Below are 15382 nucleotides of genomic sequence, written 5' to 3' on the forward strand. Positions count from 1 at the left end.
ATAAGCCGCTTCTCTCAAATATGCTAAATCGCGAATTTTTTATGAAGTTGTCAAGATACATTGCCATATCTGCCTTAATGCTTGGATTTTCATTAGCCAAAGCCCAGCCCGCTGCTCAGAAGCACAGGGTTTTGATTTTGACAGACATTGAAAATGAACCTGATGACACACAATCCATGGTGCGTTTTCTTACTTATTCCAATCACTGGGATGTAGAGGGATTGATCGCAACGACTTCCATACATCAGCAAAAAAGCATCGCTCCTGAAAAAATCAAACAATTAATAAATGCTTATGGCAAAGTCAGGAACAACCTGTTGCTGCACGAGAAAGGTTTTCCCGAAACAGCATATCTGCTCAGCATTACCAAAAGCAGTTTTCCCGAATTTGGCCTGAATGCGGTGGGCAAAGGAAAAGACTCTGAGGGCTCGGAGTGGATCATTAAGGTTGTTGATAAGAAAGACGACCGCCCGGTCTGGATTCCCGTTTGGGGCGGGGCCAATTGCCTTGCACAGGCGCTTTGGAAAGTAAAAATGACCCGCTCGCCGGAAGATCTTAAAAAGTTTGTCTCCAAAATCCGGATGTATACCATTTCCGACCAGGACGATACCGGGCCATGGATCCGTAAGAATTTTCCTGATTTGTTCTACGTCGGCAGTCCTGGTTACCATGCCGCTGGCGCTTACCATTATGCAACCTGGTCGGGCATTAGCGGTGATAAGTTTCACGGCCGGTTCGCTGGCGCCAATTTTACCATTGTAGACAATCCCTGGCTCGACGAAAACGTGCGGAACCACGGGCCGTTGGGCGCAGAATATCCGTTCACAAAGTTCCTGATGGAAGGCGACACTCCCTCATTTTTAGGGCTGATCAACAACGGTTTAAATGATCCCGAACATCCTGAATACGGAGGATGGGGCGGCCGGTATGAACTTTACACGCCGCATACGCTGAAATATTTTTATGAGCCCGAAACCCGCCCCATCTACACGGATGCCATGGACGAAGTGAAGGGCGCTGACAGCTTGTTTCACACCAGCAATAAGGCAACATTATGGAGATGGCGGGAAGCTTTTCAGCACGATTTTGCAGCGCGGATGGATTGGACGATCAAACCTTACAAAGAAGCAAATCATCCACCGAAAGCCGCATTAAAGCATGCAAATGCCATCAAAGCCAAAACCGGCGAGAAAGTAACATTAAGCGCCGAGGGTTCCGAGGACCCGGATGGAAACGAGCTTACTTACCAATGGATCTACTATCCAGAGCCCGGCTCTTATAACCAGAAAGACCCGCTGGGAATCAACAATTGGCAAGCTAAAAACACATTTTTTACGGCTCCTAAGGTTGAAAAACCGGAGACGATCCACATTATCCTGGCCGTAACGGACAAAGGCGTTCCGGCGCTGACGCGTTATCAGCGTGTGATCGTAACAGTTTATCCTGAGTAACCGGATCGGTTTATGAGATTTATCAAAACATTCAGCATTCTATTTTATGCCATCATTGCGCTGGCGGGCTGCCAGTCTAATGACGGTTCCGAAGAGCCCAAGAAAATGGCGATCGTGGTTTCAACATTGAATAACCCGTGGTTTGTGTTCCTGGCGGAAAGGGCGCAGGCCAAAGCGAAGGAATTGGGTTACGAATCAAAAGTGTTTGATTCCCAAAACAATACATCGCTTGAAACGGATCATTTTGAAAATGCAATGGCGAGCGGTTATGATGCAATTTTATTTAATCCGACAGACGCGGACGGCTCAATTGTCAATGTTAAAAATGCCACAGCAGCGGGCATTCCTGTTTTTTGCATGGACAGGGAAGTGAATTCCAATGAGGCTGCAACTTCGCAAATCCTGTCCGACAGCTATTCGGGCTGCGTGGCGATTGCCCGTTATTTTGTGGAAACATTGAATAAAAAAGGGAAATACGTCGAGATTCTTGGCATGGTGGGCGATAACAACACCTGGAACCGCTCCAAGGGCTTTCACAGCGTGGTTGACCATTATCCCGATTTAAAAATGGTGGCCCAGCAAAGCGCTGATTTCGATAGAAATAAGGCAATGGAAGTGCTCGAATCGATTTTACAGGCTCATCCCGACATTGATGCGGTCTTTTGTGGCAACGATGCGATGGCTATGGGCGCTTATCAGGCCCTCGTCGCTGCCGGGAAGGCGGATAGGGTGAAAGTTTTCGGGTTTGATGGTGCCGAAGATGTTGTCAATTCTATCAAGGATGGAAAAATCCTGGCGACGGGCATGCAGTTTCCCGAGGTAATGGCTCAGACGGCCGCCAATTTTGCCGATGAATATTTCAAAGGTAAGCGCGATTTTCCCAGGAAGATGCCGGTGGCTGTGGAACTGGTTGTGAAGGATAACATTGAAAATTACGCCGCCTACGGCAAAAAGGAATAGCAATGAATAAAATGGTCCGATATGGTGTGTTCCTGCTGGTTGTGGCTTTCCTGGCTTATCATTCGCTGTATTTCAAAAAGCTGGATGAGGTGAAAGCGGGAACAGCTTCCTTCAATGCCAAAAAATATGCTGTGGATTTCTGGGCTAAAAAGCTGACGCCAGCGCTTGCCAAGTCGACTGACACCGATCAACTTTTGTCGCTTTTACGGACCGATAAAGACAAGGCTTTTAAAGAGCATGCGCATGCCTTGGGCATCGGTAACATTAAATATTTCCTTATTAAAGGCTCCGGAAAAGTGACGGAAGTGCAGGAAAACCAGGTGCTTATCAGGTTGGAATCTGAAAACGAAAAGCCTCAAATGCGCCTTGCTACGGAATATGTGTTTGGTAATGCCGTGCGCGATGCTTCCGGGACGATCGATATCAATGAATTTTCCAATTCCATGGATTTCAATAATGTGTCGGCGGAGATCAATAAGATCATCCGCGAAAAAGTAATCCCGCCATTTAAATCCGAAGTAAAGAAAGGCGATGTCATCGAGTTTGCCGGGGCGATAGAGCTGAATCAGGAACATTTGAAGCTGAATAACATTGAAATCATTCCCATCAGCTTGACAATAAAGGAATTGTAAACCAATCCAATCTTCCTATGCTGGAAGTTAACAACATTACGAAGAGATTCCCCGGCGTCATTGCGCTCGAAAACGTGTGCCTTTCCATTGAAGCTGGTAAGGTCACCGCATTGATTGGTGAGAATGGGGCGGGGAAATCCACGTTGATGAAAATACTTTCCGGCGTTTACCAGGATTTTGAAGGGGAAATCCGTTTCAAAGGCACGCCTGCAAAATTCTCAGGCCCGAAAGACGCACAGCAAAAAGGCATTGCTATCATCCACCAGGAACTCAACCTGATCCCGTATCTGACCATTACGGAGAATATTTTTCTCGGCAGGGAAATGCTCACGCAGTTCGGGACAATTGATAAAACGCGGATGCGCAAAAAAACGCAGGAACTGCTCGACAGGCTGAAACTCAAAGTAAAGCCCGAAACGCAGGTGGTGAAACTGAAAGTGGGACAACAGCAAATCGTAGAAATCGCCAAATCCCTGCTCACAGACGCGGAACTAATCATCATGGATGAGCCAACTTCGGCTATAACAGGCAGCGAAGTGGACCTGCTTTTTGATATCATTGAAAACCTCCGCGCAGACGGCAAAGCGATCATTTATGTTTCTCACAAGCTGGACGAACTGTTTCGCATTGCAGATAACTATGTTGTATTAAGGGATGGGAAATCCATCGAATCCGGGTCTATGGCAGGCATCACGCAGGATCAGCTTATTGCTAAAATGGTGGGCCGGAAGATCGAAATCATGCGTAAAAGCACGGGCGAGGCCAAATGTGAGAAATTGCTGGAAGTCCGAAATCTGACATTGAAACATCCCATCCGGCCGAAAGAGGATTTGTTAAGGAACATTTCATTTGAAATCTGCAAAGGCGAGATCGTGGGGATTTTTGGTTTGATGGGTGCTGGAAGGACAGAGTTGCTGGAAACGATTTTTGGTTTGCACGCCGGCGGCATCAGCGGCCATATCCTGATGGAAGGGACCGAACTGAAATGCGCGTCGCCCTCGGAAGCCATCGCGGCCGGACTCGCCCTGGTGCCTGAGGATCGCAAAAAGGATGGCTTAGTGCTTGGTCTGGACGTAAAAACGAACATCAGCCTCACCACCCTTGCAGACCTTGAAAAACTGGGCACATTAAGCGACGCAAAAGAAGTTGCGCTGGCAGATAAATACATTAGCGAGCTCAAAATCAAGACATCTTCCCAAAAACAGAAAGCGAGTAACCTCAGCGGCGGAAACCAGCAGAAAATTGTCCTCGCCAAATGGCTGGCCACAAAACCCAAGCTACTCCTCCTCGACGAACCAACGCGCGGGATCGATATCAATGCCAAAAATGAAATTTACAAACTGATCATTAAACTCGCCGAAGAAGGCCTCGGCATCGTGGTCGTTTCCTCTGAGCTGCCCGAAATCCTGGCCGTTTCCGATCGTGTGCTGGTGATGGCAGAGGGCGCATTAACAGCAGGTTTCTCCATTGCGGACGCCACCGAAGATTCTATTTTGCGGGCCGCAATCCCGCAATCCAATTTTGAAAAACAAGCATGAACATAGCATTAGACCGATCGAAATTACTGCGTTTCCAGTCCCTCATCGCACTTTTTTTACTGTGTCTTGGACTGAGTATTTTGTCGGACAAGTTCCTTAGCGTTTCCAACCTCTGGAATGTCATGCGGCAGATCTCGGTGAATATTTGTATCTCAACGGGCATGACGCTGATTGTGCTGACGGCTGGAATTGATTTGTCAGTAGGCTCTGTATTAGCACTTTGTGGGGCCATCACGGCCGGTTTGCTGAAAAACGGCATCGAATTGCCAGATAGCAATCTGTACATTGGCTTCACGATTCTGGGTGCCATCCTTGCCGGGATGCTTACCGGCTCGGCATTGGGCGCATTCAGCGGCTGGACGATCACCAAATTCAATGTGCCGCCATTCGTTGCAACATTGGCCATGCTCACCGTAGCGCGCGGACTTACTATGCTCTGGACACAAGGGTTTCCGATCAGCGGGCTGGGGGACACATTTTTGTATTTCGGAACTGGCTGGTTGTTAGGCATTCCTGTGCCGGTTTGGATATCGGCGATCATTGTGGCTATCGCGGTTTTTGTCACGAATAAAACCCGGCTCGGGCGTTACATTTATGCCATTGGCGGCAATGAAAGCGCTTCGCGACTGTCTGGTATCCAGGTTAACAAGGTCAAAATTATCGTTTACACCATTGCAGGGGCGCTGGCTGCTGTCGGGGGCATCATGGTAACTTCTCGTCTCGATTCTGCACAGCCAAATGCGGGCATCAGCTATGAGCTGGACTCCATTGCTGCGGTGGTGATTGGCGGCACTTCGCTGTCGGGTGGCCGGGGCAGCATTCTGGGGACGGTTCAGGGTGCCATCATCATTGGTGTGCTTAATAATGGCCTTGTACTGCTGAATGTGTCGCCTTTCTGGCAACAAGTTGTAAAAGGCCTGGTGATCCTGATCGCTGTTATTATTGATAAGTCGGGCTCTAAAAATGATTAATCCTAAATCCTGCCGCATAAGTTCTCAACATTAAAACAGGATCACCGAGCATGGTGGACGAAGTCATGAAATTCCAAAAAGCTTGATTATGAGCTATTAGACTAGCGAAGCGATCACTGCTTCGCTTTTTTTAAGCTCGATCCTGCCTTCCGTCGGGATCATATTGCCCCATATAAAATTATAGTGCGTAATGATCTGCTCCGCAGACAAATGCGGCTTGTCGCCCGTCGTATGGCCATCTTCAACGACGGTAATAACATAATCTTTCGACAAGGCCACCTGCACCGTCGATTCTACACAAAAATCGGTTGCACTGCCGGTAATGACCAGTTCGCCGACATTCATCTCGTTCAGTTTTGTTTCCAGTTCGGTGTTGTAAAAGGCATCGTGCGCTTCTTTTGCCAAGATCAGATCCTGCTTTTCTACGTTCAGATCGGCTAGTAATTGCCAATCGTGTGTGTTGGGAATGTACTCGTCCAGCTTGGTGCCGTCGTGCTGGATGAAGATCACCGGCAGGCCGTTTTTACGAAATGCGGCGGCAAGTGCATTAATACGCGCCACAACGCCTTCGGGATCGTAACGTCTGGAATCAGCGGTAAATGAACCATTCTGCATGTCAATGATTAACAGGCCTTTCCGCGGTTCCGAAGTTTCTGTTTTTCTCTTCACAAAATTTTTAGTTAGTTATATTTTAAATGTATATTTCTACAAAAATCACAAATTAGTTTTACGCCTTCGGGATAATGAAGTTAAACTTTTACTATTGTATCTATATTTTAATAATGCAATTTATTGCATTACCTGCCTTCCCGCAAAGCAAACCCTTACACTTCCGACACATCTCCGCTGAAAACGGCCTTGCCAATAATAACGTCAATTGTGTTTTACAGGACAAAACAGGTTTTATCTGGATCGGCACGAACGGGGGATTGCATCGGTACGACGGCCATGAATTCAAAATTTACAAAAATAATGAGCATGATAAAAACAGCATCAGCAATGATTTCGTAACGGCACTGGCCGAAGACAAATCAGGCAATATCTGGATCGCGACCAGCGGCGGGGGTGTGAATGTTTTTGATAAAAATAAAGGTGTTTTTGCAAAATATACCGCCGTCGACCACGATCCCAAAACCATTTCCGGGGCTTACGTTAATAAGATTGTTTTTGATAAAAATGATAAGGTATGGATCGCGACCACGGGCGGTCTGGACGTGTTCGATCCGGTCAGCAGAAGCATTGTAACACATTACAAATCCGACACAACGAATGTCCGGAGCCTGGCGGATAACAATGTGAATACGGTTTATTGTGATGCGCAAAACAACATTTGGGCCGGAACCGGGAACGGGCTTAGCTTGCTGGATAGAAAGTCGGGCTTGTTCCGGAGGTTTCTTTCTGAGGAAAATGTGAACAGCTTGTCGGGCAATGATATCCGTTACGTTTTTCAGGATAGCAAAGCCAGGGTTTGGGTGGGCACGTATGGTGCGGGCCTTAATCTTTATCAGCCTGGTGAGGGCACATTCCGGCGTTTTAGAAATAATCCGCTGGATCCCGCCTCGCTTTCAAACAACAACATTACCAGCATTAATGAAAACCAGGGTGAGATCTGGATCGGCACCGAAAACGGCGGGCTGAATATTTTGAATACACAAAACTGGACATTCAGATCTTATGTGCATGATGAGGTGGACAGGAGCAGTGTTGGCGGGAATTCGGTGGATTGCATTTACAAAGACCGGCAGAATAACTTGTGGCTGGCCATTTACAGTGCAGGGCTGAGCATTTATAAAAGTGACAACAGATTTGCACATTACCAGCACAATTCACTCAAAAATAGCCTTTCCAATGACTTCGTTCTCTGTTTTTACGAGGATAGCGATCGCAGTATATGGGTGGGCACGGATGGCGGCGGCTTGAATTTAATGAACCGTAACACGCATCAGTTCAGTGCGTTTACACATCAGAATTCGGGCATTTCCGGTGATTATGTGCTGGCGATTGTTCCGGATGAGGCAGGTAAAATGTGGATAGGGACCTGGGGGAGCGGTCTGAATATTTTTGATCCGGGGACCAAACGCTTTACCGTATTGAAACATCAGGAAAACACTGTTAACTCTTTGTATTCCAATAATGTATATGCCATAGCCAGGACGCATGACAACACGATGTGGCTGAGCACCTATGGCGAAGGACTGGACGCTTATGACCCGCAAACCAAAGTTTTCAGGCACTATCTGAGCGAACCGGATAATCCCAAAACGCTTTCCGACAACACCGTCAACTGCTTTCTGACCGATCGCAGCGGCAACCTCTGGCTGGGGACAGATGAAGGGCAGCTGAACCGCTATGATAAAGCGTCCGATACATTTACACGTTTTAAAGTAAGTGACAGCGAGCGCGTTTTCAACAGCGCGATCAATTGCATGGTGGAGGACAAAAACGGAATTTTATGGCTGGCAACCTTACGTGGGCTCATCCGCTTCGATCCACGGACAGGCAGGACAAAAAAATATACGACGACAAACGGGCTGGTAAATAATGTGACTCAGGCGCTGATTGAGGATGATTTGGGGATGCTATGGATCAGTACGGTAAACGGGCTTTCGAGGTTTGACCCGAAATCTGAGCGATTTGAGAATTACACTTTGGAATATGGGCTTCAAGCAAGGGAATTCAAGCAGAAATCTGCTTATAAGGATGCGGACGGCACATTGTATTTTGGTGGAGTAAATGGTTTTAATCAATTTAACCCCAGGCAAATCAGCCCCCGGAGTGGTTCTTACCCTATCATTGTGACCAATTTTAAAGTTTTCAACCGGGATGAAGCAGCTGCCAAGCCGGATGGTTATGCGCTTGTGTTACCAAAAGAAATTTCCGAGGCCAGAACGATCACTCTGGCATATGACCAGTCATTTATTTCGCTGGATTATGCCGCGCTTGATTTCACTTCTGCCCAAAAAAGTTATGCTTATTGTCTGGAAGGGTTTGATCAGGGCTGGAATTATGTAGGTGACGCTAATACAGCCATTTACACCAATTTGCCTCCCGGAAATTACACGTTCAAGCTCAAAGCGCAGAACATTTCAGGGGCCTGGATATCAGCAAAGAACAACCTGACCATCATCGTCAAACCGCCGTTCTGGGCGACCTGGTGGTTCAGGATATTGGCATTAATTGCCGTTGCAGGAACTATTTACGCGCTTTATCGTTACCGCGTCAACACCATCATCAGGCAGAAAGCAACCTTGGAAAACCTGGTGGAAGAGCGCACTGCGATGGTACAGAAACAGGCGGAGGAATTGCATGCGCAGTCGGATCATTTGCAAGCTTTGAATGAGGAATTGCAATCGCAGTCGGAGGAGTTGCGTGTGCAGACGGAAGAATTGTACGAGCAGCATGAGCAGGCGCAGTTTGCACGCGAAGAGGCCGAACGGGCGAACCAGGCCAAGAGCATTTTCCTGGCCACGATGAGCCACGAGATCCGGACGCCTATGAATGGTGTCATCGGCATGACCGCCTTGCTTGCTGAAACGGAACTGACTGAGGAACAACAGGATTATACCAAAACCATTGCGGCCTGCGGTGAAACATTGGTGAATGTGATCAATGACATTCTGGATTTTTCAAAAATAGAATCTGGTAAAATCGACCTGGAAGCGCACGAATTCGAGCTGCGGAACTCAATAGAGGAGATGATGGACCTGTTTTCATTGCAGGCATCGAAAAAGCAAATTGCGCTCCGTTATCATATTGAACAAGGCGTGCCGGATTTTCTGATCGGTGACAGTTCGAGATTGAAGCAAATCCTGACCAACCTCATCAATAATGCGCTGAAATTTACGAGCAGCGGAGAAGTTTTCCTGCAAGTTTATCCGTATGCACCGGCGGCACATGGTGAAATGGAAGTCGGCTTCATAGTCCGTGATACGGGAATTGGCATTAAGGAAGAGAATCTGAACAATCTTTTCAAACCGTTTTCACAAGTGGACTCGTCCGTAAACCGCATGTATGGCGGCACCGGGCTCGGTCTGGTGATCTGCGAGCGGCTGGTGCGCTTAATGAATGGCGGCATCCGTGTGGAAAGCGAATATGGCAAAGGGTCGGCCTTTCATTTCCACATTACGACGGGATATACCGAAAATAATGCAAAATTAGCGCATCAAAGAAACCTTCCATCCGAACCAGAAACCGAAAAAAGAATGTTGGAAACCGAATTTTCATCCGATTTTCCGTTGAAAATATTAGTTGTCGAGGATAATCTCGTAAATCAGAAGTTTATCGATTATGTGCTGAAAAAGCTGGGATATGAAATAGCCATGGCGGAGAATGGCTTGCAGGCCATTGAAAGGTTAGCATTAACGCCTTATGACGTGATTCTGATGGACCTGCAAATGCCGGTTATGGATGGTTTGGAAGCCACCAGAATTATCCGCAAGGATCACAGCACGGTTCCTTACATTGTTGCATTGACTGCCAATGCTATGAACGAAGACCGCAACAACTGCCTCAATCATGGCATGGACGATTACATGGCTAAGCCGATGAAGCTGGATGTGATCAAAGAAGTGCTCAAAAGGGCTTATCAAAAGATTTATCAGCTCCCGGTAAGTGCGGATGTCTGAAAGATCACAAGCTTTTATTAATTTAAACTTTTAGCCATAACCATGAAAAATGTCACCGCAAACTACCTCTTCTGCCCTTATTCCCGACCATCCCAAAGGCAAGATCGTTTACATTGATTACCTGAAAGTGCTGCTCACAGCGCTTGTGGTTGCACACCATGCGTTTGTTACTTACGGCGCGCCGGGCGGTTGGTATTATTCTGAAAAAACGACTTTGCTGAGCGCAACAATGGCAATGACCATGTTTGTGGCGGTGAACCAGTCCTTTTTTATGGGCTTTTTCTTTTTCCTTTCGGCACTATTCATTCCTTCGTCTTACAAAAAGAAAGGTGCGGCTGTTTTTATCAAAGACCGGTTCATTCGGCTCGGGATCCCGCTACTCTTCTATTCGTTTATTCTGGCGCCGGTGATGAATTATATGGTTTACTACCACGCCGGTGCGCATCACATTACATTCCTGCAATTTCTTTCCGGCTACGATTCCTGGATTAGTGTCGGCGTTTTATGGTTTGTTGTTGCCTTGCTGCTTTTTAGTCTGGCTTATGCGGCCTGGAAGAGCTTTTCGAAATCGGAGCCCGATGTGTGGCCTGTGCCCGCCGTGAAAAATGTTTTACGTTTCGGGATAGCGCTTGGTGTGGTCAGTTTCATTGTGCGACTCGGTTTTCCGGTTGGGTGGACCTTGGATCCGGTCGGTTTTCAGCTGGGCCATTTTCCTCAATACATAGCGGTTTTTATGGTTGGCATCGCTGCGGCAGAAAGCAACTGGCTCGAAAAGCTGGATTCGGAACGCTATAAAACAATAAAGATCATTGCGTTGTGCATGATCTTTATCGGTTTTCCACTTATATATGCTGTTAAAATTGTCTTCAACAATCCGCTGGAATGGTTCAGCGGCGGATTGCACGGTGAAGCGGCTTTTTATGCTTTTTGGGAGCAGATCACAGGTGCCTGTATTATGGTCTCCCTGCTTATATATGGCAGAAAAAGATTAAATACGCCTTCTTTATTTCTTAGCAAAATGTCACGTTGTGCGTTTGCCGTTTACATTCTGCACCCTTTTGTCCTGATCTCCATTTCGCTTCTGCTGCGCAGCTGGGGCGTTGATCCGGCCTTCAAATTGCTCATTGTAACTCCGCTTGGCATCGTTTTGAGTTTCCTTCTGGGTTACATTGTTGTGAAAATCCCAGGCGTGAACAAAGTTATTTAGCCACCGTTGTGCCATTTTTATTGATCAGATAATGCTTGCCTCTGTTCACATAGGCATGCGCGCCATTGCTGATGAGGATAACGGCAACCACGGCCACCGCTGTGTACGCAATGGCTTGATTTTCATTCCAATTCGCAACGGCAACTGCTGCCAACCCCCACGCACCAACCATTGCAGCTTCGCGTAAATTCCGGTTCCAGGTCAGGAATAGCTGTACAAATCCGGCTACACAAATCATAATGATTGTCCATGTATCAGGAGAAATTCCAAAACCGTCCCAGCCTATTTTGGTCAGATAAGCCGCCATATTCGCAATTAATGCAACAGTGATCCATCCCAGATATAGTGCAAAAGGCCACCATTCCAGGGCAATTTTTTTCATGGTGATCAAATCCAGTTCCATTCGGGTACGAAGCACAATGCCGAGCAATGAAATCAGTAACACGATCATAATCAGCACCGAAGCGCCAGTGTAATCATAAAGCCAGGCTACGATCCAAAGGCAATTGGCAATACAGGAAATTATAAACAGCCAACCGATCTTATCAACAATTTCCGGAGCCTTTTTATCATTGAACAATCCCCTGCTTTGATGGATTACAAAAGCCGCAAGGCCAATGTAGATCACACCCCAAACGGAGAAAGCGTAACCTGCCGGCGTGAAAAAATTCTGATATTCGGCCGAAACTGTGGCCATTGTGTTATCATTGAAAATGCCTGTATTGGAAAGATAATTCATTATTACAGTCACGATTAGTGCCAGTATATTCGCTATTTGCAATGTCTTTGTCATGATGGAGATGGTAATTTGAATAATATGAAGTAAACCAAGCAAAGCCTGTGCCAACATGATCAAAACAATTACGATCAACGAATTTTTTCTCTTACCCATCGGTACTCCGCTGGCTGATGTGCGGACACTGGCCGAATTTGCGCACGGGCACATTCCGGGCGCCTTTAATCTGCCGTTATTCAGTAATGAGGAACGGGTCGTGGTGGGAACCACTTATAAGCAGGTGGGTAGGGAAGAGGCGATCCTGCTGGGATTCGATCTGACCGGTCCTAAGTGGTCGGGCTTCATTAAACAAGCGCTGGAAGTGGCTCCGGATAAGAAAATTGCCGTGCATTGCTGGCGCGGGGGCATGCGAAGCGGTGCCATGGCCTGGGCATTGGATCTGTATGGTTTCGAGGTTTATTTAATTCAGGGTGGGTATAAAAATTTCAGAAGGTGGGCACTCGATCAGTTTCAGCAGCCGGCAAATGTGGTGGTTTTAGGAGGGAGAACGGGTTCGGGCAAGACCAGGATTTTGCAAGAATTGGCATTGCTTGGTGAGCAGGTAATTGATCTGGAAGATCTTGCGCAGCATCAGGGATCGTCTTATGGAACCATGAACAAACTGATCCAGCCCACGCAGGAGCAGTTTGAAAATAATCTTGCCTTCCAGTTAAAAGATATAGACGGGACTAAGCGGTTATGGTTAGAGGACGAGAGCAGGAACATCGGCCGACTTACGATTCCGACACCTGTTTTTAATCAAATGAGCCAGGCCATGTTAGTCGACATCCATGTAGATCTGGAACAACGCGTTCGTGCATTAACATTGGAATACGGCCTGCTGGACAAAGAATTCCTGACAACCTGCACCAGCCGCATTCACAAAAGACTTGGGCCGGTGCAAACAAAACAGGCCATAGCAGCCATCAATGAGGGAAATATGGAAGAATTTATCCGTATCGTGCTCGTTTACTATGATAAGACTTACCACAAAGACCTGGGAAAAAGAAACGCTGAAAACGTGTTTAGCATGAACATAACCAGCGCTGAAATCGCAGAAAATGCAAAGCAGATTTTAATTTTTATCAAAAATATTTCCGCCAAAACATTGGCATAGTCAATCAAATGGACACAACAACCACTGTCAAATTAACCCAATATTCTCACGGAGCAGGCTGCGGCTGTAAGATCAGCCCGGCCATTCTGGACAAGATCCTGCATAGTCCGGTTATCGCACAAGCCGATCCGCGCCTGCTGGTAGGAAACGACAAACGCGACGACGCCGCTGTGCTCGACCTGGGAAACGGAACCGCATTAATTTCCACAACCGACTTCTTCATGCCCATTGTGGACGACGCCTATGACTTCGGCCGCATTGCCTCCGCCAACGCCATCAGCGACGTTTATGCCATGGGCGGAAACCCCGTGCTCGCCATCGCCATCCTTGGCTGGCCCATCGACAAGCTTGCGCCCGAAGTAGCGCAGCGCGTGCTCGAAGGTTCACGGGCGATCTGCGCAGAAGCTGGCATCACATTAGCAGGAGGCCACAGCATTGATTGCCCCGAACCCGTTTTTGGGCTGGCTGTCAGCGGGTTAGTCAGTATTGAGCATCTTAAACAAAACTCCACTGCAAAAGCCGGCTGCCGCCTATATCTGACCAAAGCACTAGGCGTAGGAATCCTTTCCACAGCACAGAAAAAGGGCATTCTCGCGCCGGAAGACGCCGAGATCGCATTGCAAAGCATGGTAAAACTCAACATACTCGGTGAAACTTTCTCCCGAATGGACGGCGTTGAAGCCATGACGGATGTTACGGGTTTCGGCTTGTTGGGCCACCTCTCCGAAATGTGTGAGGGAAGCGGATTGTCGGCGGTTATAGAGTTTGAGAAAGTGCCTGTCATCGACTCATTATCGTTCTATCTGGAACAGCAATGTTTTCCGGGAGGCACAAAACGGAATCTGGCGAGTTACGGCCACAAAGTCGGCCCATTGACCGATCTTCAAAAATATATCCTCGCCGATCCGCAGACGAGCGGCGGTTTGCTCGTTGCAGTAAGTGAAGAACATGCTGAGGATTTCGAAATGTCCATGGCTGTTTTGGGTAATAACTTGATATCTTTCGGCTGGCTGGAAGACAAACGCGATGGGCCGCTGATTGAAGTGCGATGAGTTGCAACCGGCTATTAATGCTTTTGAGATTAAGGTTTAAACAAATAATTTAAAACAAATGAAAAACATCAAACAATATCTGCTGCTGTTTTCCCTCATCCTGCTCTCGGCAGGCCTTCGTGCGCAGGAAAAAGCCGAGCCCTGGACAGCGTCACAACTCATGCCAACCAGCGAACTGGCCGCACTCATCAACGATCCGACTGCTAAGAAACCGCTGATCATCAACATTGGGCCGCAAGCGGTTATCAAGGGTTCTGTGGACGTAGGCCCGGGACAGGAAAAGGACAACATTAAGAAACTGGAAAAAATGCTTTCCAAGGAAGACAAAAATCGCGAAGTAGTCCTCTACTGCGGCTGCTGCCCCTTCGATAAATGCCCTAACATTCGCCCTGCATTCAGTCTGATCAAGGAAAAGGGTTTTAAGAAAGCAAAGTTGTTGGACGTGCCCAAAAATATCAAGACAAACTGGATCGATCCGGGTTACCCTGTTAATTAGTATTAAGTAAATGACGTTGGTTTTGAGGAGATTAATTGTAGTTTTTGCATTGTTCATTAGCGCAAATGTCATTGCGCAGGAAAGTCAAATTAAAATAGGTAGAAAAGCGCCGGAAATAGCGCTTCCATCTTTAACCGGAGACAACATTTCACTCTCGGCACAAAAGGGAAAAGTCGTCCTGGTCGACTTCTGGGCAAGCTGGTGCGCCCCCTGCGTGGAAGAGCAGCCCGAACTCCGCAAGCTCTACAGCCAATTCAACAAATCAGGCAACAACACCAAAAACTTCGAAATCTTCGGCGTCTCCCTCGACAGCAAGAAACCCGCCTGGGAAAAAACCGTCCGCAAATACAAAATCAACTGGATCCAGGTAAGCGACCTAAAATTCTGGACCTCACCCGTGGCTAAAACCTATGAAATTGAGGCTCTGCCTTTTAATGTGTTATTGGATAAAAAAGGAACGATCGTAGGGGTGAATCTGCATGGTAAAGATTTGGAGAATGCCATTGAGGCGGAACTAGCGAAGTGAATATCGTTCAATTATCACGGTAATCCGTGCCG

13 protein-coding genes are annotated in these 15382 nt (G+C 47.3%); 11 read left to right on the plus strand and 2 right to left on the minus strand.

Going from position 1 to position 15382, the window contains the following annotated elements:
• Window positions 1-41 precede the first annotated feature (41 nt).
• The 5 genes from LZG74_RS18235 to LZG74_RS18255 are packed head-to-tail and all read left to right on the plus strand — an operon-like array spanning window position 42 to window position 5552.
• Entirely contained in the window at window positions 42-1451 is a 1410-nt protein-coding gene (locus LZG74_RS18235; protein WP_233797961.1) for a DUF1593 domain-containing protein, read from the plus strand.
• A 12-nt stretch (window positions 1452-1463) separates the two neighbouring features.
• A complete protein-coding gene (locus LZG74_RS18240; RefSeq protein WP_233797962.1) occupies window positions 1464-2411 on the plus strand; it encodes a D-ribose ABC transporter substrate-binding protein in 948 nt (315 codons plus the stop codon).
• 2 nt (window positions 2412-2413) lie between these two features.
• Complete coding sequence (locus tag LZG74_RS18245; RefSeq protein ID WP_233797963.1) at window positions 2414-3043, plus strand: DUF2291 domain-containing protein; 630 nt, start codon at window positions 2414-2416, stop codon at window positions 3041-3043.
• 17 nt (window positions 3044-3060) lie between these two features.
• The gene (locus LZG74_RS18250) at window positions 3061-4581 is read left to right on the plus strand and encodes a sugar ABC transporter ATP-binding protein (protein WP_233797964.1); all 1521 of its coding nucleotides are present in this window, start codon (window positions 3061-3063) and stop codon (window positions 4579-4581) included.
• Window positions 4578-5552, plus strand: coding sequence for an ABC transporter permease (locus tag LZG74_RS18255; RefSeq protein ID WP_233797965.1), 975 nt, complete (start codon window positions 4578-4580; stop codon window positions 5550-5552). Before LZG74_RS18250 ends, LZG74_RS18255 begins: the two co-directional genes overlap by 4 nt.
• A 96-nt stretch (window positions 5553-5648) precedes the next feature.
• Here the strand turns inward: LZG74_RS18255 and LZG74_RS18260 are convergent, their stop codons facing one another.
• Window positions 5649-6221 (minus strand): cysteine hydrolase family protein, encoded by a 573-nt coding sequence (locus tag LZG74_RS18260; protein ID WP_233797966.1) that lies wholly within the window; start codon window positions 6219-6221, stop codon window positions 5649-5651.
• A gap of 113 nt (window positions 6222-6334) precedes the next feature.
• Between LZG74_RS18260 and LZG74_RS18265 the strand changes: the two genes are divergently transcribed.
• Entirely contained in the window at window positions 6335-10177 is a 3843-nt protein-coding gene (locus tag LZG74_RS18265) for a hybrid sensor histidine kinase/response regulator (protein ID WP_233797967.1), read from the plus strand.
• A 49-nt stretch (window positions 10178-10226) separates the two neighbouring features.
• Window positions 10227-11384 (plus strand): acyltransferase, encoded by a 1158-nt coding sequence (locus LZG74_RS18270; protein ID WP_233797968.1) that lies wholly within the window; start codon window positions 10227-10229, stop codon window positions 11382-11384.
• Here LZG74_RS18270 and LZG74_RS18275 read toward each other — a convergent pair.
• Window positions 11377-12177: a tryptophan-rich sensory protein gene (locus tag LZG74_RS18275; protein ID WP_233797969.1), complete on the minus strand. Its 801-nt coding sequence runs from the start codon at window positions 12175-12177 to the stop codon at window positions 11377-11379. The genes LZG74_RS18270 and LZG74_RS18275 overlap by 8 nt on opposite strands.
• A gap of 55 nt (window positions 12178-12232) precedes the next feature.
• On the opposite strand from LZG74_RS18275, the gene mnmH reads away from it, so the two are divergent.
• From mnmH to LZG74_RS18295, 4 genes are read left to right on the plus strand one after another with little or no spacing between them, the layout of a single operon-like run.
• Window positions 12233-13276 (plus strand): tRNA 2-selenouridine(34) synthase MnmH, encoded by a 1044-nt coding sequence (mnmH, locus tag LZG74_RS18280; protein WP_233797970.1) that lies wholly within the window; start codon window positions 12233-12235, stop codon window positions 13274-13276.
• An 8-nt stretch (window positions 13277-13284) separates the two neighbouring features.
• Window positions 13285-14328 (plus strand): selenide, water dikinase SelD, encoded by a 1044-nt coding sequence (selD, locus tag LZG74_RS18285; protein ID WP_233797971.1) that lies wholly within the window; start codon window positions 13285-13287, stop codon window positions 14326-14328.
• Between the two features lie 58 nt (window positions 14329-14386).
• Window positions 14387-14824 (plus strand): rhodanese-like domain-containing protein, encoded by a 438-nt coding sequence (locus LZG74_RS18290; protein ID WP_233797972.1) that lies wholly within the window; start codon window positions 14387-14389, stop codon window positions 14822-14824.
• 22 nt (window positions 14825-14846) lie between these two features.
• Entirely contained in the window at window positions 14847-15350 is a 504-nt protein-coding gene (locus LZG74_RS18295; protein ID WP_233797973.1) for a peroxiredoxin, read from the plus strand.
• The last annotated feature ends 32 nt before the right edge of the window (window positions 15351-15382 follow it).

This window comes from Dyadobacter sp. CY327 (genome assembly GCF_021390415.1).
GTDB lineage: Bacteria > Bacteroidota > Bacteroidia > Cytophagales > Spirosomataceae > Dyadobacter > Dyadobacter chenhuakuii.